Below are 17,653 nucleotides of genomic sequence, written 5' to 3'. Positions count from 1 at the left end.
CCGACCAGAAAGCCCTTCAATGGCGTCTTGGGTGCTCAAAGCGATGGACCTGGCCTGCCAAAAGGCCCAGCGGACACTGTTCGAGGGCGTCAGCTTTTCAGTGCCCGAAGGCAGCTGGTTGCACATCGAAGGCGCCAACGGTTGCGGCAAGAGCAGTTTGCTGCGCATCCTGTGCGGCCTGTCCCCTGCGGCCAGTGGTCAGGTGCTCTGGCCTGAATCCGCACAAAACCCAACGCCAAGGTCAATTTCACGCCCGGACCGTTCGGTGCTTCACTACATCGGCCACGCCTTGGGCCTCAAGCACGATCTGAGCGCTTGCGACAACCTGTGCCTGGATGCCCAGGTCAGTGGCTTGCCGCTCAGCCGCGATCAGGCCTTGCAAGCGCTGGCGGCGCAGGGCCTGCAAAGCCGGGCGCATTTGCCTGTGCGTGTTTTGTCGCAAGGCCAACGCCAGGGTGTCGCGCTGGCGCGTTTGCGCACCAGCCCGGCACGGCTGTGGGTGCTGGACGAACCCTTGGTCGGGCTCGATGCCCAGGCCACTGCCACGGCCCGCGCCTTGTTGCAGTCGCATGTGGACGCGGGTGGCGCGCTGGTCATGACCAGCCACCACGATGTGCAGCTGCAAGGCCCCGGTGCACGTTTCCATCTGGGCGGTGGGGCGGTCGCCGCATGAACGCCCAGTCCCTCAAGGCCCCTGCCCTGTCGCAGGTGCTGCCCAGCCCCTGGCAGGCCATGGCCGGTTTGCTCAGGCGCGACCTGCGCCTGGCGTTTCGGCGCAAGTCCGAGTGGCTGGGCGCGGTGTTTTTCTTTGTGCTGGTGGCCGCTTTGTTTCCGCTGGCCATTGGCCCCGAGCCCGCCACGCTGCGCCTGATCGGGCCGGGCGTGCTGTGGGTGGCGGCCTTGCTGGCCAGCATGCTGAGCCTGGGCCGCTTGTTCGAGGCTGACCACCAAGACGGCAGCCTGGAGCAGCTGGGACTGTCGGCCGCGCCCCTGTCCTGGCTGGTCAGCGCCAAGCTGCTGGCGCATTGGCTGATCTCGGGCTTGCCTTTGGTGCTGTTGTCGCCGCTCTTGGGCTTGCAGTTTGCTTTGGGGCCAGAGGCTTTGGGCATGCTGGCGCTCACGCTCTTGATCGGCACACCGGTGTTGTCCTTGCTGGGCGCGATTGGTGCGGCGCTGACTTTGGGTGTGCGCGGTGGCGGGGTGCTGCAGTCGCTCTTGCTCTTGCCCTTGTATGTGCCGGTGCTGGTGTTCGGCACGGGCGCGGTCGATGCGCAGATGCGCGGTCTGGGGGGCGAGGCGCACGTCTCGGTTTTGCTGGCGCTTTTGCTGGGCGCGGCGGCTTTCAGCCCCTGGGCCTGTGCTGCGGCATTGCGCTTGGCGCTGGAATGAACAGGACCCGTCCATGAAGCTTTTTCACTACGCTGCGCCGCAAAACTTTTACCCTCTGGCCGGGCGGCTGTGGCCCTGGCTGGCGCTGCTGGCCACGGTGCTCGCGCTGGCGGGTTTGTGGGTGGGCTTTATGGTGGCGCCGGCCGATGCGCAGCAGGGCCAGGCCTACCGCATCATTTACATCCATGTGCCGGTGTCCTGGATGGCCATGGTGATTTATTTGGCCATGGCTTTGTGGAGCGTGCTGGGTCTGGTGTTCAACACGCGCTTGTCGGGCCTGATGACGCGGGCACTCGCGCCCACCGGGGCCTTGCTGGCGTTTTTGTCGCTGTGGACCGGGGCCTTGTGGGGCAAGCCGATGTGGGGCACCTATTGGGTGTGGGACGCGCGGTTGACCTCGATGCTGATCCTGCTGTTTTTGTATGTGGGCTACATCGCACTGACCTCGGCGATTGAAGACCCTCGCCGCTCGGACCGGGCCGGTGCCTTGGTGGCGCTGGTGGGGGCGGTGAACGTGCCCATCATCTATTTTTCGGTCAAGTGGTGGAACACCTTGCACCAGGGCGCGTCGGTCTCGCTCAGGCAATCGCCGCGCATGGCCAGTGTGATGATGACCGGCATGCTGCTCATGAGCCTGGCGATTTGGTTGTACGCCGCAGCCATCGCCCTGTGGCGCGTGCGCAGCTTGATGCTGGTGCGCGACAGCCACGCGGGCTGGGTGCAGCAACTGCCTGAAGTGCAGGCGCACCGGCTTTTGAAGGGCGTCGCATGATCTGGCAAAGCACTTCGGAGTTCTGGGCCATGGGCGGCTATGGCGCTTATGTGTGGGGCAGCGTGGGCTTGAGCGCGGCTTTGCTGGCTCTCGAGGTCTGGCTGGTCCGCATGGGGCGTCAGCAGGCGCTGGATGCGGTGTGCGAAGCCATGGATGCCGAGCAGGATGTCCAGAGCGATGCCGACCGGGCATGGGTGTCCAACACCCCCCAATGCGCGCAATACCCTTCCAGCCATCCCGCAGGCCATTCACCCCGCATCACGCCCGGAGCGCCTTCATGAAAAGCCGCCACAAACGAGGCCTGGGCATTGGGCTGGGCGTGCTGCTGCTGTGCGGCGCGGCTTATTTCGTGCTCAACGCTTTCCAGAGCAATCTGGTATTTTTCTTCACGCCCACGCAAGTGGCCGCCGGTGAAGCGCCCAAAGATGGGCACTTTCGGGTCGGTGGTCTGGTCAAGGCGGGCAGCGTCAAGCGCCAGGACATGGCGGTCGAATTTGTGGTGACCGACACCCACCAAGAGATGCCGGTGCGCTATGTGGGCCTGCTGCCCGATTTGTTCAAAGAGGGCAAAGGCGTGGTGGCCCAAGGCCGACTGGATGCGGGCCGCCTGTTTGTGGCCAGCGAGGTGCTGGCCAAACACGACGAAAACTACATGCCGCCCGAAGCCCAGCACGCGCTGGACGAGGCGGCCAAGGCCCGCATGGGCGCGGCGGTGCAGCGATGAAGCGCGCTGTGGCCTCATGGACTTGGCCTAAGCAAGTTTTGGGCGCAAGGCACGGAGCGCATCTTCATGTAGGAGCACACCCCTGTGGGCGATGGGGCCTGTCACAGGCTGTGCAAACCATCGCCCACGGGGTGGGCTCCTACAAGGACCAGCGCGGACGCATCCCTGGTGTGTGCACGACCAAATGGCATGCTCGTGGCACCGGATCGACAGGAGCCCAGCATGTGGCCTGAAGTCGGCCATCTGGCCTTGATCATGGCGGCCTGGGTGGCCTTGGCTCAAGCGGTGCTGCCGCTGTGGGGCAGCCTGTCTGCGGGGCGCTCGGGTTGGCAGGCGCTGGCGCGGCCTTTGGCGGTGGTGCAGCTGGCCCTGATCGTGCTGGCCTTTGGGGCTTTGTGGCACGCCTTTCACATGCACGACTTCAGCGTGCGCTATGTCGCGCAGCACTCCAACACTTTGCTGCCTGCGCCCTACCGCCTGTCGGCCATTTGGGCCGGGCACGAAGGCTCGCTGCTGTTGTGGGTCTTCATGCTCGCGGTCTGGTCGGTGGCGGTGGCCCTGTTTTCCAAGCGTTTGCCACAGGCCCTGGTGGCGCAGGTGCTGGGCGTGATGGGCGCGGTGTCGGTGGGGTTTTTGGCCTTCATCCTCACCTTGTCCAACCCGTTCGCGCGGCAGTTTCCGGCTCCGTCTGAGGGCCGCGATTTGACGCCTTTGTTGCAAGACCCGGGACTGGTGATCCACCCGCCCATGCTCTACATGGGCTATGTGGGCATGTCGGTGGCCTTTGCCTTTGCCATGGCGGCGCTGCTGTCGGGGCGGCTCGATGCCGCTTGGGCGCGTTGGGCGCGGCCCTGGACGCTGGCGGCGTGGGGCTTTTTGACGCTGGGCATCGCGCTGGGTTCTTGGTGGGCTTATTACGAGCTGGGCTGGGGCGGCTGGTGGTTTTGGGACCCGGTGGAAAACGCCTCGCTCATGCCCTGGCTGGTGGCCACGGCGCTGATCCATTCGCTCATGGTCACCGACAAGCGCGGCCAGTTCAAGGCTTGGACGGTGCTCTTGGCCATTGGCGCGTTTTCGCTCAGCCTGCTGGGCACCTTCCTCGTGCGCTCGGGCGTGCTGACGTCGGTGCACGCCTTCACCACCGACCCGGGCCGGGGCATCTTCATCTTGCTGTTTCTGGCCGTGGTGGTGGGGGTGTCGCTGGCCTTGTTTGCCTGGCGTGCGCCGCAATGGGCCAACGCTTCGCAGCCGGTGGCCGGTTCACGCGAATCGTTTTTGCTGCTCAACAGCGTGCTCTTGGTGGTGGCCACGGCGGCGGTGCTGCTGGGCACCTTGTACCCGCTGATCATCGACGCGCTGAACCTGGGCAAGCTGTCGGTGGGGCCGCCGTACTTTGACAGTGTGTTCGTGCCCCTGATGGTGCCGCTGCTCTTGGCCATGGTGCCGGGCACGGTGGTGCCCTGGCATGTGGCGCGTTGGGCGGCTGTGCGGTCGGTGGGGGTGCCCGGGGCCTTGGCGCTGCTGGCGGCCAGCGCTTGGGCCAGCTGGGGGGGCACGCCGATGGCCGAGGGCATCAGCACCAGCAGCACCACCAGCCTGGGCGGTTGGCTCGCGGTGATGGGCGGGACGCTGGGCGGCTGGATCGCGCTGTCGGGCGCTTGGCAAGTCGCGCTGCGCCTGCGTTTGCCGGGTGCACCGGGCCTGGCCTGGTGGGGCATGCACGCGGCGCATCTGGGTGTGGCGGTGCTGGTGCTGGGCATCACCGGCGTCAAGTCCTTTCAGGTGGAGCGCGATGTGCGCCTGGGCCTGGGCGATGCGGTCACGGTGGCCGGTGTGCGCTACCAGCTGATCAGCGTGGACAACCATTTGGGGCCGAACTATTTGGCCTTGCGTGCTCAACTCAAGATGTTCGAAGGTGCGCCTGGCGACGAGCGCCAGGTGGGCACCCTGCAGCCCGAAAAGCGCCGCTACGTGTCCAGCGCCATGCCCATGACCGAGGCGGCGATTGACCGCACGCTGTGGCGCGATCGCTATGTGTCTTTGGGCGAACCTCTGGCGGGCGAGCCGCCGCAGTGGAGCTTTCGCGTGTACCACAAGCCCTTTGTGTCGTGGATCTGGCTGGGCGCGCTTTGCATGGTGCTGGGCGGGGGTCTGGCGGCTTGGGACCGGCGCTACCGGCAGTCGGCTGCCCAGCGGTCGGCCGCTGGGGCCATGCCAGGCACGGCCTCTGTGGCCGGGCTGGGGGGGCCAGCATGAGTGGGCCGCTGTCTCCCGTCAAACCGCAGCGCATGCCGCGCTGGGTGTTCGTGCCGCTGGCTTTGTTTTTGGGCATGGTGGTGTTTTTGGCGGTGGGGCTGAACCGCAACCCGCAGGAAATTCCTTCGCCGCTCATCGGTCGGCCCGCACCGGCTTTTCAGTTGCCGGTGGTGGGGGGCGCTGAAGCATTCAGCGCTGCGCAATTCAAGGGCCAGCTCACGCTGGTGAATTTTTGGGCCACCTGGTGCGCGGGTTGCAAAGAGGAGCACCCGATCCTGATGGCGCTGTCGCGCCAGCCGGGGCTGCAGATGGTGGGCTTCAACTACAAAGAATTGCAGGCCTCGGAGCTGTCGGGCCAGGACCCGCAAAGCGCGCAAGCGCTGCAAAAAGCCACGGCCCGCCACCAGGCCTGGCTGCAAAAACACGGTCAGGCCTTTGGCGTGAACCTGCTCGACATGGATGGCCGGGTGGGCATGGACTTTGGCGTGTACGGCTTGCCCGAAACCTATCTGGTGGACCGCGAGGGCGTGGTCCGGTTCAAGCACGCCGGGGCCTTGACGCCCGAAGTCGTGCAGCACAAGTTGCTGCCGCTGATGCGGCGTTTGCAGCCATGAGCGCCGCACGCATGATCTTTCTTGCGGTGGCCTTGACCGGGTTCCAGCCGCAGGCCTTCTGTGCGTCAGGGGTCCAGCCAAGCCTGCAAGCCGCCAGCGAAGTTCGCGCCGTTGCAGCGCCTGTGCTGCCCTTGGTGTTGCCTGCTGTTTCGGTGGGCGAGTCGGCCCGGACCGAAGCCCCCATGTCGCCCCAGGCCCGCTGGGACCACATCGCGACCGAATTGCGCTGTCTGGTGTGCCAGAACGAGTCGCTGGCCTCGTCGAACGCCGAGCTGGCGGTGGATCTGCGGCGCGAAGTGAGGCACCTGATCGAGCAGGGCCAGAGCGACGCCGACATCCGAACTTTTCTGGTCAGCCGCTATGGAGACTTCGTGCTGTACAAGCCCGAGGTCAAGCCCGTGACCTGGTTGCTGTGGTTTGGCCCCTTTGTCTTGCTGCTGCTGGCGCTGGGTGTGGCGATGCGCGTGATGCGCCGCACACCGGCCGCGCCTGCCCCATTGACCGATCACGAGCGCGAACGCGTTCGCCAACTGCTGGAGTCCTGATGTCGTTTTTGCCGCCCTGGGTCGGTTTGCTTTTGGCGCTGCTGCTGTTCGGTGCGCTGGCCGCCTGGGTGTTGCGGCGGGGCCTCGCCCGTCAAGCGGCAAACTTGGCGCAGGTGGTGACAGGTGAAGATGTGCAGGCCCAGGCCCATCGGCGCATTCAGCAGCAGCACCTGGCCGATCTGGACAGGGCCTTGACCGAAGGCCGACTGAACGCCAACCAACACGCAGCGGCCCGCGACGAGCTGATGCGCCAGGTCCTGTTGGATCAGGCCCAAGCTGGGACGGCTTTGCAGCGAGGTGGCGATGGGGTGACGGGCCCGGTGCGCTGGGGCTGGATCGTGCTCTTGCTGGGTGCGCTCAGCGGTTTGAGTTATCTGCAACTGGGCGCACAGCAGACCTGGTGGCCCGTGCCACTCAGCCAGCGGGTGCAGATCAGCGCCACCTCGCCCGAGCAACTGGCCGAGCAAACGCGTGTGTGGCAGCAGGCCACGCAAAACCGCCCCGACGATGCCGAGGCCTGGCTGACGCTGGCGCGTTTGCAGGCCGCCCAGAACGCGCACGCCCAGGCCGAACAAGCCCTGGCCCGGGTGCTGGCCTTGTCCCCCGAGCCCGATCTGTGGATTGAGCGGGCGCAAATGAAGGCCTTGAGCGCTGGCGGGGTTTACACCGGCGAGCCTTGGCAATGGATTGAAAACGTGTTGCGAGAGCAGCCCCGGCATCTGAACGCACTGGTGCTGGCGGGCAGCGCGGCCTGGTCGGAAAAACGCCATGCGGCCGCGCAAAGTTATTGGCAGCGCGCCCTGGGCCTGGTGCCTGCCGACAGTGAAGCCGCACAGGGTCTGCAGCAAGCGCTGGCGCAGGCACAGGCCGCGTCGCCAGCGGCGGAGCTGGCGCAGGGCGTCGCGGCACCCCCCAGCGCTGCGGCACCGGGCACCGCTTTGGCGGGGGACGCCCGTCCTGTCATTCAAGGCGAGGTTCGTCTTTCGCCCGAATTGCAAAAGCACATCGTCACCGGCGCGACCTTGTTCGTCTACGCCCTGGCTGAAGAAGGCTCGCGCCGCCCGGTGGCCATCTGGCGCAGCACGCCCACATCGTGGCCGGTTCGCTTTGCCTTGAGCGACAGCATGGGCATGGGCGCACCGCCCGTGTTGTCCTCACTGGCGCAAGTGCGCTTGGTGGCGCGGATATCCCAAACCGGTTCCGCGCAAAAGCAAGCGGGTGATCTTCAGGTCGAGTTGCCCGGCGTGAAGACGGGTGTTCAGGGCGTGGTGCTCGACATCACCGGGCGCTGAACATCACAGACAAGACCGCCCTTGTCGCAGGCAGAGGATCGCTCAGCTTGTGTGGGGTGTGAATTGGGGCGCTGTTGCAGGCGCTGACTCGTACCGAGTGCGTTTCCGGCCAGGTGTTTGTGGACAGGCCCTCGGCTTTTGATCGCGATCGGAGACCCTTCCACAAGGTGGCGGGTTTTGTAGGAGCGCACCCTGTGCGCGATTGTTTTTTGGGTGCGTGTGCCACGCCCATCGCCCACGGGGTGGGCTCCTACAAGGGGGCGAAGTGCTGTCGGGTTCAGCTTTGGCGCTGTTGACGCGAGTGGCTGTGCACCGCCTCCACCAGCGCCGTCACATGCTCGGGCGGTGTGAACTGGCTGATGCCGTGCCCCAGGTTGAAGATGTGGGTGGGGCCGGTGGTGCTGCGGTCGGTGTGCGGCGTGCCAAAGCTGTCCAGCACCCGGTGCACCTCAGTCGCAATTTGCGCGGGTGGCGCAAACAAGATGTTCGGGTCGATGTTGCCTTGCAGCGCTTTACCCGGGCCGCCGACTTCGCCGCCCACCAAAGCGCGGGCGCGGCCCAGGTTCATGGTCCAGTCCAAGCCCAGCACGTCGCAGTTCAGGCCCGCCATCTCGGGCAGCCACAGGCCGCCGCCTTTGGTGAAGACGATGCTGGGGATACGCTGTCCGTTGTGCTCGGTCTTGAGCTGGCTCAGCACGCGGGCGGTGTAGGCCAGGCTGAATTCCTGGAAGGCGGCATCGGCCAGCACGCCGCCCCAGCTGTCGAAAATCATGGCCGCTTGCGCGCCCGCTTCGATCTGGGTATTCAGGTACAGGGCCACGGCATCGGCGTTGATCTCCAAAATGCGGTGCATCAGGTCAGGGCGGCTGTACATCAGGGTCTTCACATGCCGGTAGTCGTCAGACCCCGCACCTTCGACCATGTAGCACGCCAGCGTCCAGGGGCTGCCCGAAAAACCGATCAGCGGCACGCGGCCATTCAATGCCTTGCGGATTGAAGTGACCGCGTCGAACACGTAGCGCAGCTTGGCCATGTCGGGCACAGCGAGCTCTGCCACGGCAGCTTCGTCGCGCACGTTCTTGGCAAAACGTGGGCCTTCGCCTTGGGCAAAAGACAGACCCAGGCCCATGGCATCGGGCACAGTCAGGATGTCGCTGAACAAAATGGCGGCATCCAGTGGGTAGCGCTCCAGCGGCTGCAGGGTCACCTCGGTGGCGTAGTCGACGTTGGTGGCCAAGCCCATGAAGCTGCCAGCCTTGGCGCGGGTGGCGCAGTACTCGGGCAAGTAGCGGCCGGCTTGGCGCATCAGCCACACGGGCGTGTGGTCGGTGGCCTGACGCAAGCAGGCACGCAGGAAGCTGTCGTTTTGGAGGGTCATGGAGAGGGCTTTATTTCAGCGTCAGCTGGGTTGGGATTGGACGTGTCGTTGGGGTATGTCAACTTTTTGTATTTTGCAAAGTGTCAATCTAACTTGACATTTTGTCAAATGCCTGTAGATTCAAGGCCAGACAAGTCAATAAGAAGGCCAGCCATGGACGCCTTGCGGGAATGGATTCAATCTCCGACACAGCTCAGAGCGCTGCCGCTTGAGCGCTTGCCGGACTTGTCCAAAGAGTTGCGACAACGCCTGATCCAGTCGGTGTCACAAACCGGCGGCCATTTCAGCTCCAATTTGGGCACAGTTGAATTGACCATCGCCTTGCACTACGTGTACAACACGCCGCAAGATCGATTGGTTTGGGATGTGGGTCATCAAACCTACGCTCACAAAATGCTCACAGGTCGGATGGATCGGATGTCTACGCTGCGCCAGCGGGGCGGTTTGAGCGGATTTCCGCACCGCCAAGAGAGTGAATACGATGCCTTTGGCACGGCGCATTCATCCACCAGCATCTCGGCTGCCTTGGGCATGGCCATGGCCGCCAAGCTCACGGGCAGTGCACGAAAATCGGTGGCCATCATCGGCGACGGCGCCCTCACAGCAGGCATGGCTTATGAGGCCATGAACAATGCGGGGACCAGTGATTGCGATGTGTTGGTGGTGCTCAACGACAACGACATGTCCATCAGCCCGCCGGTGGGGGCCTTGAACCAATACCTGTCAGAGCTGATGTCTGGCCGTTTTTATGCGCAGGCCAAAAAACTGAGCCAGCAACTTTTGCGCAACGCGCCGCCCTTGTTTGCATTGGCCAAGCATCTGGAACAGCAAACGCAGCAATTCATCCAGCCCGCGACGATTTTCGAAAAACTCGGCTTCACCTACACCGGTCCGATCGACGGCCACGATGTTGTGGGATTGGTGCAGGCCCTGCAGAAAGTTTCACAAGAAAAAGGCCCCCAGTTTTTGCATGTGGTCACCCGCAAAGGCCAGGGCTATGCCAGAGCCGAGGCAGATCCTGTGAGTTACCACGGACCGGGCAAGTTCGATCCGGCGGTTGGGTTGAAGCCGACGACAGCCAGTCCGCTGACCTTCACGCAAGTGTTCGGTCAATGGCTGTGTGACATGGCCACCCATGATGCACGCTTGGTGGGCATCACCCCGGCGATGCGCGAAGGCTCGGGCATGGTGGCTTTCAGCCAACGCTTTCCTGAGCGGTATCACGATGTGGGCATCGCCGAACAGCATGCCGTGACCTTCGCTGCGGGCTTGGCTTGTGAGGGCCTCAAGCCGGTGGTGGCGATTTACTCGACTTTCTTGCAACGGGCCTACGACCAATTGATCCATGACGTGGCTTTGCAAAAGTTGCCTGTGGTCTTCGCGCTGGACCGCGCTGGACTGGTTGGCGCCGATGGGCCAACGCACGCCGGTATGTTTGACATCGCCTTCACGCGCTGCATTCCGAACATGAGTGTGGCTTGTCCGGCCGATGAAAACGAATGCCGACAATTGCTGAGCACGGCTTATGCCCAGGATCATCCGGTCACGGTGCGCTACCCCAGGGGCGCGGGCATCGGTGCGAGCTTGTCAACCGATTTGCAAGCATTGCCTTTTGGACGGGCAGAAGTTTGTCGGCATGGGCAGGGCGTGGCCATCCTCGCCTTTGGCCCTTTGCTGCATGAGGCACTGAAAGCGGCCGAATCTCTAGACGCTACGGTCGTGAACATGCGTTGGGCGAAACCACTGGATCTGGACCTGCTGAGGCAGGTGGCACAGCAGCATGAGCGGTTCATCACGCTGGAAGATGGCGCGCGCATGGGAGGCGCCGGCGCCGCTGTGCTGGAAGCCTTGCAGGATATGGGCATCCATCAAGCTGTGTTGGTCATGGGGTATGAGGATGCTTTCACAGAACATGGCGATCCCCAGGAATTGATGCAGCACTACGGACTGACCGCCGCTGGCATTCATCAGCGCATGGCCCAGGTTTGGCCCGAGCTGTATGCCACGCCCATGCTCAGAAAGGTGGTCTGAATGGCAGTCTGGACTCTGGGCCTGAATCACCGAACCGCGCCCATCGACTTGCGCGAGCGCTTCGCCTTTGCCTCCGACCAACTGGTGTTGTCACTGCAAGGACTGCGCCGCAGTTTTGACACACACAAAGAAGTGGCTATTTTGTCGACCTGCAACCGCACAGAAATTTATTGTGCGGGAGAACAAGTGCAATGGCGCCAAACGCTCAAATGGTTGGCTGACACTGGCAAGGCACAGGTCGACAGTTTGCAGTCGCACATCTATCGACTGGAAGGCGATGCCTCGGCAAGGCATGCCTTCAGGGTGGCCAGTGGTCTGGACTCCATGGTCTTGGGTGAGTCGCAAATACTGGGTCAATTCAAGGATGCAGTCCGCTTGGCGGCTGACTCTGGCGTCTTGGGCAGCACTTTGAATCAGTTGTTCCAGCGCTCCTTTGCGGTGGCCAAAGAAGTGCGAACAGCCACGGACATTGGCGCACACTCCATCAGCATGGCTGCGGCAACTGTTCGCTTGGCCAGTCAGATTTTTGAAAACATCAAAGACGCCCATGTCCTGTTCGTCGGGGCTGGTGAGATGATTGAATTGTGCGTGGCGCACTTTGCGGCCAAATCGCCCCGATCGATCACGATCGCCAACCGTTCAGCAGACAGGGCCGACTTGTTGGCGGCCATGCATGGCGGACGCAGCATCGCTTTGGCCGACTTGCCCAAGCGCTTGCAGGAATTTGATGTGGTCATCAGTTGCACCGCCAGCACTTTGCCCTTGATCGGTCTGGGCGCTGTGCAACGGGCACTGCGTGCCCGCAAAAACCGGCCCATGTTCATGGTGGATCTGGCGGTGCCGCGAGACATTGAGCCTGAAGTGAAAAACCTGTCAGGGGTGTATTTGTACACCGTTGACGATCTGAAGCAGGTCATTCAAAGTGGCCAAAACCATCGCCAAGAAGCGGTGGCTGAAGCGGAAATCATCATTGACCAAGGTGTCCATAAATTCATGGCCTGGTTGGAGCAGCGCAGTCATGTGCCGCTGATTCAGGAATTGAACCTCCAGGCTGACGCTTGGCGCCAGACCGAGCTGAGTCGCGCGCGCAAACGCTTGGAAAAGGGCGATTCCGTGGACAGCGTGTTGGAGTCATTGTCCATGGGCTTGATGAAAAAAGTGCTGAACGGCCCCTTGCGCGAGTTGAACCACCCCAGCAGTGAGCAACGAGAAAGATCGCTGGTGGCGGTCAAGCAATTCTTTTTAAACGACTGAGCGGTGAGAAGTCAAAGTCCGAGATGAAGCTGCCCCCCGCGACCCGGGGGTGTACGGTGATGCTCAGGCCGAGCCAACCGCCGATCGCAGCGCTTGAAAAGCGGGCTGCCGACTCGCGACTCACGCGGGTGAATCAGGGGCGAATTCTCAGTCCTTTAGGGAGTGGGTATTTGGTGTTTTCCTGCAGGCCATTCATCTTTCGCACACTGAGTGCGCCCATCTCCCGCAAACGTGCAATCACCTCCTGTACCAACACTTCGGGGGCTGAAGCGCCAGCGGTCAAACCTACGCGGGGTTTGCCTTCAAACCATTTCACTTGCAGTTCCATCGCACTGTCGACCATGTGGCTGTCAACACCCATGCGCTGCGCCAATTCGCGCAGGCGGTTGCTGTTGGAGCTGGCGGGGCTGCCGACGACGATCATCACATCCACTTGGCTGCTCATGAGTTTGACGGCGTCTTGGCGGTTTTGTGTGGCGTAGCAAATGTCTTGCTGTTTGGCTTGCCGCAGTTGGGGGAATTTATTTTTCAGAACCGTCAATATCTCTGCCGTATCGTCCAGACTCAAAGTGGTTTGGGTGACGACGGCCAGCCGTTCAGTCTGGCCAGGGTTCAAGCAGGCCACATCGGCCAAGTCTTCGACCAAGTGGATGCCGCTGTCAATTTGTCCCAGGGTGCCTTCGACTTCGGGGTGCCCTTTGTGGCCAATCATGATGAATTCGTAGCCCTCTTTGTGCAGCTTTGCGACTTCGACATGGACTTTGGAGACCAGCGGACAGGTCGCATCGAAGATGGAAAACCCCCGGTCCTGCGCCTCTTGCTGAACGGCTCGGCTGACCCCGTGTGCGCTGAAAATCAGCGTGGCACCGGGCGGAACCTCACTCAGGTCTTCGATGAAAATAGCGCCCTTTTTTTTCAAGGACTCGACCACCAAGGTGTTGTGAACAATCTCATGCCGCACATAAATCGGTGGACCGAATTTGGCGAGCGCGCGTTCCACGATTTCAATGGCGCGGTCTACCCCTGCGCAAAATCCCCGGGGCTCGGCGAGCAAGATGGATTCAATGTTCATGGCCGCAATGCAGAAGTCGGCATTTTCGAATACAGCAATTGCATACAGCCCCTTTGCTCATACATTGGAGTGGTCATCGGTTTTGTTGAACGTCAGTAGGTGGGTATCGGCGTACAGACGGTGACAGTGACAGCGTACAAGGCGGCTTGGCACTGCGCTGTCGCACGCTCGACTGCTGACACCGGTCACTAAGCTGGAGATGGGGCGCACCGCGTCCGTCAAAGCGGCAGACTACTTCTCGAAGCGCTTGACCCATGAAGTTTGAATTCCATTTGTTTGTCAGCCATGCGCTTTTTTTGTGGCTGTAGAAACCCACCCCTGTGGGCTCCACAAAAATCGATCTCTTGCCCCTTGCTCAAGACTTCAAGAGGCTGGATCAATAAGTCATGCATAAAGACGCAAAAACGTGTCAAAATTGCGGCCGTTCAACCGATAAGGAGAAAAGCGATGAACAAAGCAGAACTGATTGAAGCGCTGGCCAATGAAACAGAAATGTCCAAAGCCGCTGCCGGTCGCGCCGTGGCCGCTTTGGTGGACATCATCACCAAGACCGTTGCCAAGAAGCAGGACGTTCAATTGATCGGCTTCGGCACTTTCAAGGCTGCCAAGCGCGCCGCTCGCAAGGGCAAGAACCCACGCACTGGCGAGCCATTGAAGATCGCCGCTGCGACAGTGCCTAAGTTCACTGCTGGTGCTGCTTTCAAAGCCGCCGTGAACAAAAAGAAGTGATCAACACCCGTTGTCAAAAAGCGGCCCAGTTGGGCCGTTTTTTTATGGCCGACATCGCAGCTTGGTCAAACAGCCTAGAAAGCTTGTGATGGCTGCATCGCGTTTTGAAGTTCAGTCTTCACGCGTTCATGGCAAGGGTGTGTTTGCCTTGTGCCACATGGCCGCAGGCGAGACCCTCATGGAATATGTGGGGGAAGTCATCTCCATGGCTGAAGCCATTGCCCGGCATCCGCACGATGCCCAAGATCCGAACCACACGTTTTATTTCCAATTGGCCGATGGACGTGTGATTGACGGTTTGCACGGGGGCAACGATTCGCGCTGGATCAATCACTCATGCCGCCCCAATTGCGTGCCTGATGAGGTCAAGGGGCGCATCTTCATCAAGACGCGCAGGCCGGTGTTTCGCGGCGAAGAGTTGACTTTTGACTATGGTCTGGAGAGTGACGAGCCCATGACCGAAGCCCTCAAGGCGCGCTATGCTTGCCGGTGCGGCGCCCGCAAGTGCCGTGGCACGATGTTGGCCACGCAGAAACCTTCCAAAGCATGAACCCTCTTTCCGAATTGTTGGCGCAGCGGTCTTACGTCCGCTTTTTGTTGGCGCGCCTGAGTGGCCTCACGGCCAACCAGATGCTGATGGTGGCCGTGGCCTGGCACATGTACGAGCTGACCTCGAGTGCATGGGACTTGGGCCTGGTGGGCTTGTTCCAGTTCATTCCGGCGCTCTTGGTCACGTTGCCTGCAGGCCATGTGGTGGACCGCTTTCACCGGGGGCGCATTTATGCCGTGTGCATGCTGGTGCAGGCGCTGGTGGCCGCCTTGCTGATGGGGGCCACACAGGGGCAGTTTGCCTCGCGTGAGTTGCTGTTTGTGGTGTCTGTCGTGTTGGGCACGGCGCGTGCGTTCCAGATGCCTGCGCAGCAGGCCTTGACGCCTTTGCTGGTGCCCCAGCGCTTGCTCTCGCGGGCGGTGGCCTTGAGCTCCAGCAGCGTGCAAGTGGGCGTGATCGCAGGGCCAGCCTTGGGTGGTTTGTTGTTCGCCTATGGCGCGCTCACGGTTTATGCGGTTTGCACCGCTTTGCTGTTGCTCGCGGGTGTGATGACTTTGTTTGTGCATTACAGCCATCGCCCGCCCACCCAGGCCCCCAGTTTTCAGAGTTTTGTGGCCGGGCTGGTGTTTGTGTGGCGGCACAAGGTTTTGCTGGGCGCCACCACGCTGGACATGTTTGCGGTCTTGCTTGGCGGCGCGGTGGCTTTGCTGCCGATTTATGCCCGTGACATCTTGCATGTGGGGCCCGAGGGCTTGGGGCTTTTGCGGGCCGCGCCAGCGGCAGGGGCCTTGCTCATGTCTTTGGCCTTGACGCGTTGGCCGCTGGAGCGGCGTGTGGGCCCGCGCTTGTTGATGGCGGTGGCCGTGTTCGGTCTGGCCACCGTGGTGTTTGGCATGTCTTCACATTTCTGGCTGTCGGTGCTGGCGCTGGCCGTCACGGGGGCGGCAGACAACATCAGCGTGGTGGTGCGCATCACCGTGATGCAGCTGGAAACCCCCGACGAGATGCGCGGTCGGGTGGCGGCGGTCAACTCGATTTTCATTGGCGCGTCCAACCAGTTGGGCGAGTTCGAGTCGGGCTCGGTGGCTGCGTGGACAAGTCCTGAGTTCTCGGCCATCAGCGGGGGTGTGGGCACGGTGTTGGTGGCCTGCCTGTGGTGGCGGCTGTTCCCCGGTTTGGCACGGCGAGATCATTTGAGTCCATCGCGTTCTTGATCGACATCAAGATCGCTGTGTGCTCGTGTTCACAGACCTTTGCGGCGCGAACTTCTATGCTGAATTGACTTGCTTGGTGCATGCTGTTTGAAGCATGCAACGATCAGGCGTTCATCTAACCTCAAAAGGAGTTTCACTATGCAAACAAACATGACCACTGTCCGAATTGCGGGCATTGCCTTGCTCACGATGGCTCTGGTGGGACTGGCAGCATGCTCAGGCATGACGAAGCAAGAAAAGAGCACCGCCATCGGCGCGGGTGTCGGTGCCATCGGTGGCGCGATACTGACCGGCGGCAGCACGGCAGGCACAGTCGGTGGCGCAGCTGTGGGCGGCGTGATTGGTCACGAAGTCAACAAAAAGTGAGCCACGGCCATGCTTGAAAGCCTTGTTGTCATCTTGCTTGTGCTGTGGGTGCTCGGCCTGGTGTCGTCCTACACCATGGGCGGCTTCATCCACATCTTGCTGGTCATCGCCTTGGTGGTGGTGCTGATCCGTGTGATTCAGGGTCGGCGACTGTAGCCAAAAGGGCAGCCGCTGGGTTGGGGTTGCCTTCATTAAAAAGCCTGCACCTTGTCAAAGGTGCAGGCTTTTTTGCAGGGTACTTCAGCGTTGTTGCTGTGTGCCTGCGACGTTCACTTCCACGCGCCTGTCAACGCGCAGACAAGTGATCAGGGCTTGGGTGGCTTTGCTGCCTTTGCACTCATTGGGCTGTGTTTCAGGTTGGTCCGAGCCCACACCCATGGCGGTGACTTTGTTGGCAGGGATGCCGCCGACTTGTACCAGGTAGTTTTGCACCGCCTCGGCGCGACGTGTCGACAGCTTGGCGTTGTAGGCCTTGCTGCCCAAGCGGTCGGTATGACCCGTCACTTGAATCGCGTCGATGTTGACGGCTTGCAGCTCCATGAGCAGTTTGTCCAGCGCTTGCTTGCCATCGGACTGGAGCTTGTCTTGGTCAAATCCAAACAGCGAGTCGGCCTCCAACTTGACCTTCACCCAAGGCTTGGGTGCAGGCGCAGGTGCAGGTGCAGGTGCTGGTGCTGGTGCAGGTGCAGGAACAACCTGTGGCTCTGCTGGCGCAGCTGCGGCAACCACCACAGGTTCGGGGGCTGGTGCCACATAAGGCGTATAAGCCGTGCTGGTTTTGGTGGGCGTTGATCCGCCAAAACGGTACACCAAGCCCAGTGAAATCAAGTCCACATCGCCGCGATTGCCCACGGCATCGTTGACTCGGTAGCGTTCACCTTCAAGGCGCAAGGTCAACGCTGGGGTGAACGCATACTGTGTGCCAAAGCCGTACTTGTAATTGGTCTCTCGCTTGTGGGGTGATGGGTTTGTCACGCTGACCGCGCCAGTACCGCTGAATTCGTCTTTGGTCTGTGCATAGGCGGCCCCCACGCGGCCAATCAGTGACCATTGCTCGGTGATGGGCAAGGTGCCCACCAAATCGAGGTTGAGGCCTTTGATCCGCGCGGTGCCTGACAGGCTGCCAGCTGGCGTGGTGTTGGCGGTAAAACCAAACCGACCCAAGTCAAAGTAGCCGGTCTCCACAGCCCAGTTCGGGTTGATCGGGAATCCCACAAAAGCCTTGTAGCCGGTGCCTTTGCGGTCCTCGCTGATGCTGTCGGTCGTCAAACCAGATCCGAGCAAGTCTTGTGTGATGCGGGCATTGTCAATGTGCGCCTTGGATTCGCCCGCACTGATGCCCATGTACATGCCCGAGTTGATCAGGGCTTCTTGTGCCTGCAGCAGAGGGCTGGCCAAAAGGGCCAGGACCAGCAGCGTTGGGCGGGGGTGGAATGTCAATTTTTTCATCTCTCGTTCTCCAAAAAT

General features: G+C 61.8%; 19 protein-coding genes. 16 read left to right on the top strand and 3 right to left on the bottom strand.

Going from position 1 to position 17,653, the window contains the following annotated elements:
• Positions 1-19 precede the first annotated feature (19 nt).
• The 9 genes from ccmA (at position 20) to ccmI (ending at position 7,592) form a co-directional block, all read left to right on the top strand.
• On the top strand, positions 20-673 hold the full coding sequence (gene ccmA, locus B9Z52_RS07595) for a cytochrome c biogenesis heme-transporting ATPase CcmA (protein ID WP_108413230.1): 654 nt from the start codon (positions 20-22) through the stop codon (positions 671-673).
• Positions 670-1,389, top strand: a complete 720-nt coding sequence (ccmB, locus tag B9Z52_RS07590) for a heme exporter protein CcmB (protein WP_108413229.1) — start codon at positions 670-672, stop codon at positions 1,387-1,389. Before ccmA ends, ccmB begins: the two co-directional genes overlap by 4 nt.
• Before the next feature lie 13 nt (positions 1,390-1,402).
• Complete coding sequence (gene ccmC, locus B9Z52_RS07585; RefSeq protein WP_108413228.1) at positions 1,403-2,161, top strand: heme ABC transporter permease CcmC; 759 nt, start codon at positions 1,403-1,405, stop codon at positions 2,159-2,161.
• Positions 2,158-2,442: a heme exporter protein CcmD gene (ccmD, locus tag B9Z52_RS07580; protein ID WP_108413227.1), complete on the top strand. Its 285-nt coding sequence runs from the start codon at positions 2,158-2,160 to the stop codon at positions 2,440-2,442. Before ccmC ends, ccmD begins: the two co-directional genes overlap by 4 nt.
• Positions 2,439-2,885 (top strand): cytochrome c maturation protein CcmE, encoded by a 447-nt coding sequence (gene ccmE / locus B9Z52_RS07575; RefSeq protein ID WP_108413226.1) that lies wholly within the window; start codon positions 2,439-2,441, stop codon positions 2,883-2,885. Before ccmD ends, ccmE begins: the two co-directional genes overlap by 4 nt.
• 222 nt (positions 2,886-3,107) lie before the next feature.
• The gene (locus B9Z52_RS07570) at positions 3,108-5,141 is read left to right on the top strand and encodes a heme lyase CcmF/NrfE family subunit (protein WP_199222057.1); all 2,034 of its coding nucleotides are present in this window, start codon (positions 3,108-3,110) and stop codon (positions 5,139-5,141) included.
• Positions 5,138-5,755, top strand: coding sequence for a redoxin domain-containing protein (locus B9Z52_RS07565; protein WP_233251869.1), 618 nt, complete (start codon positions 5,138-5,140; stop codon positions 5,753-5,755). Before B9Z52_RS07570 ends, B9Z52_RS07565 begins: the two co-directional genes overlap by 4 nt.
• Positions 5,752-6,300, top strand: coding sequence for a cytochrome c-type biogenesis protein (locus tag B9Z52_RS07560; RefSeq protein ID WP_108413225.1), 549 nt, complete (start codon positions 5,752-5,754; stop codon positions 6,298-6,300). Before B9Z52_RS07565 ends, B9Z52_RS07560 begins: the two co-directional genes overlap by 4 nt.
• The gene (ccmI, locus tag B9Z52_RS07555; protein WP_108413224.1) at positions 6,300-7,592 is read left to right on the top strand and encodes a c-type cytochrome biogenesis protein CcmI; all 1,293 of its coding nucleotides are present in this window, start codon (positions 6,300-6,302) and stop codon (positions 7,590-7,592) included. Before B9Z52_RS07560 ends, ccmI begins: the two co-directional genes overlap by 1 nt.
• Positions 7,593-7,869: 277 nt before the next feature.
• Here the strand turns inward: ccmI and hemE are convergent, their stop codons facing one another.
• On the bottom strand, positions 7,870-8,970 hold the full coding sequence (gene hemE, locus B9Z52_RS07550; RefSeq protein ID WP_108413223.1) for a uroporphyrinogen decarboxylase: 1,101 nt from the start codon (positions 8,968-8,970) through the stop codon (positions 7,870-7,872).
• A 153-nt stretch (positions 8,971-9,123) separates the two neighbouring features.
• On the opposite strand from hemE, the gene dxs reads away from it, so the two are divergent.
• Together dxs and hemA are read left to right on the top strand one after the other, a co-directional pair.
• The gene (gene dxs, locus B9Z52_RS07545; RefSeq protein WP_108413222.1) at positions 9,124-11,001 is read left to right on the top strand and encodes a 1-deoxy-D-xylulose-5-phosphate synthase; all 1,878 of its coding nucleotides are present in this window, start codon (positions 9,124-9,126) and stop codon (positions 10,999-11,001) included.
• A complete protein-coding gene (hemA, locus tag B9Z52_RS07540; protein ID WP_108413221.1) occupies positions 11,002-12,255 on the top strand; it encodes a glutamyl-tRNA reductase in 1,254 nt (417 codons plus the stop codon).
• A 133-nt stretch (positions 12,256-12,388) separates the two neighbouring features.
• On the opposite strand, the gene ispH is transcribed toward hemA, so the two are convergent.
• Positions 12,389-13,327: a 4-hydroxy-3-methylbut-2-enyl diphosphate reductase gene (gene ispH / locus B9Z52_RS07535; protein WP_108413220.1), complete on the bottom strand. Its 939-nt coding sequence runs from the start codon at positions 13,325-13,327 to the stop codon at positions 12,389-12,391.
• A 447-nt stretch (positions 13,328-13,774) separates the two neighbouring features.
• On the opposite strand from ispH, the gene B9Z52_RS07530 reads away from it, so the two are divergent.
• The 5 genes from B9Z52_RS07530 to B9Z52_RS07510 all read left to right on the top strand — a co-directional run bounded on the left by B9Z52_RS07530 (position 13,775) and on the right by B9Z52_RS07510 (position 16,342).
• Positions 13,775-14,056 carry an HU family DNA-binding protein gene (locus B9Z52_RS07530; protein ID WP_108413219.1) on the top strand — a complete coding sequence of 94 codons (282 nt, stop codon included), beginning with the start codon at positions 13,775-13,777 and terminating at the stop codon, positions 14,054-14,056.
• 88 nt (positions 14,057-14,144) lie between these two features.
• On the top strand, positions 14,145-14,606 hold the full coding sequence (locus B9Z52_RS07525; RefSeq protein ID WP_108413218.1) for an SET domain-containing protein: 462 nt from the start codon (positions 14,145-14,147) through the stop codon (positions 14,604-14,606).
• Complete coding sequence (locus B9Z52_RS07520) at positions 14,603-15,820, top strand: MFS transporter (RefSeq protein ID WP_108413217.1); 1,218 nt, start codon at positions 14,603-14,605, stop codon at positions 15,818-15,820. Before B9Z52_RS07525 ends, B9Z52_RS07520 begins: the two co-directional genes overlap by 4 nt.
• A gap of 150 nt (positions 15,821-15,970) precedes the next feature.
• Positions 15,971-16,186 (top strand): glycine zipper 2TM domain-containing protein, encoded by a 216-nt coding sequence (locus tag B9Z52_RS07515; RefSeq protein WP_108413312.1) that lies wholly within the window; start codon positions 15,971-15,973, stop codon positions 16,184-16,186.
• Between the two features lie 9 nt (positions 16,187-16,195).
• A complete protein-coding gene (locus B9Z52_RS07510) occupies positions 16,196-16,342 on the top strand; it encodes a lmo0937 family membrane protein (RefSeq protein WP_108413216.1) in 147 nt (48 codons plus the stop codon).
• An 84-nt stretch (positions 16,343-16,426) separates the two neighbouring features.
• On the opposite strand, the gene B9Z52_RS07505 is transcribed toward B9Z52_RS07510, so the two are convergent.
• Positions 16,427-17,635 carry an OmpA family protein gene (locus B9Z52_RS07505; protein ID WP_108413215.1) on the bottom strand — a complete coding sequence of 403 codons (1,209 nt, stop codon included), beginning with the start codon at positions 17,633-17,635 and terminating at the stop codon, positions 16,427-16,429.
• Between the last annotated feature and the right edge of the window lie 18 nt (positions 17,636-17,653).

This window comes from Limnohabitans sp. Jir72 (assembly GCF_003063575.1).
GTDB lineage: Bacteria > Pseudomonadota > Gammaproteobacteria > Burkholderiales > Burkholderiaceae_C > Limnohabitans_A.
This window is presented reverse-complemented; position numbering and strand designations above follow the sequence as displayed.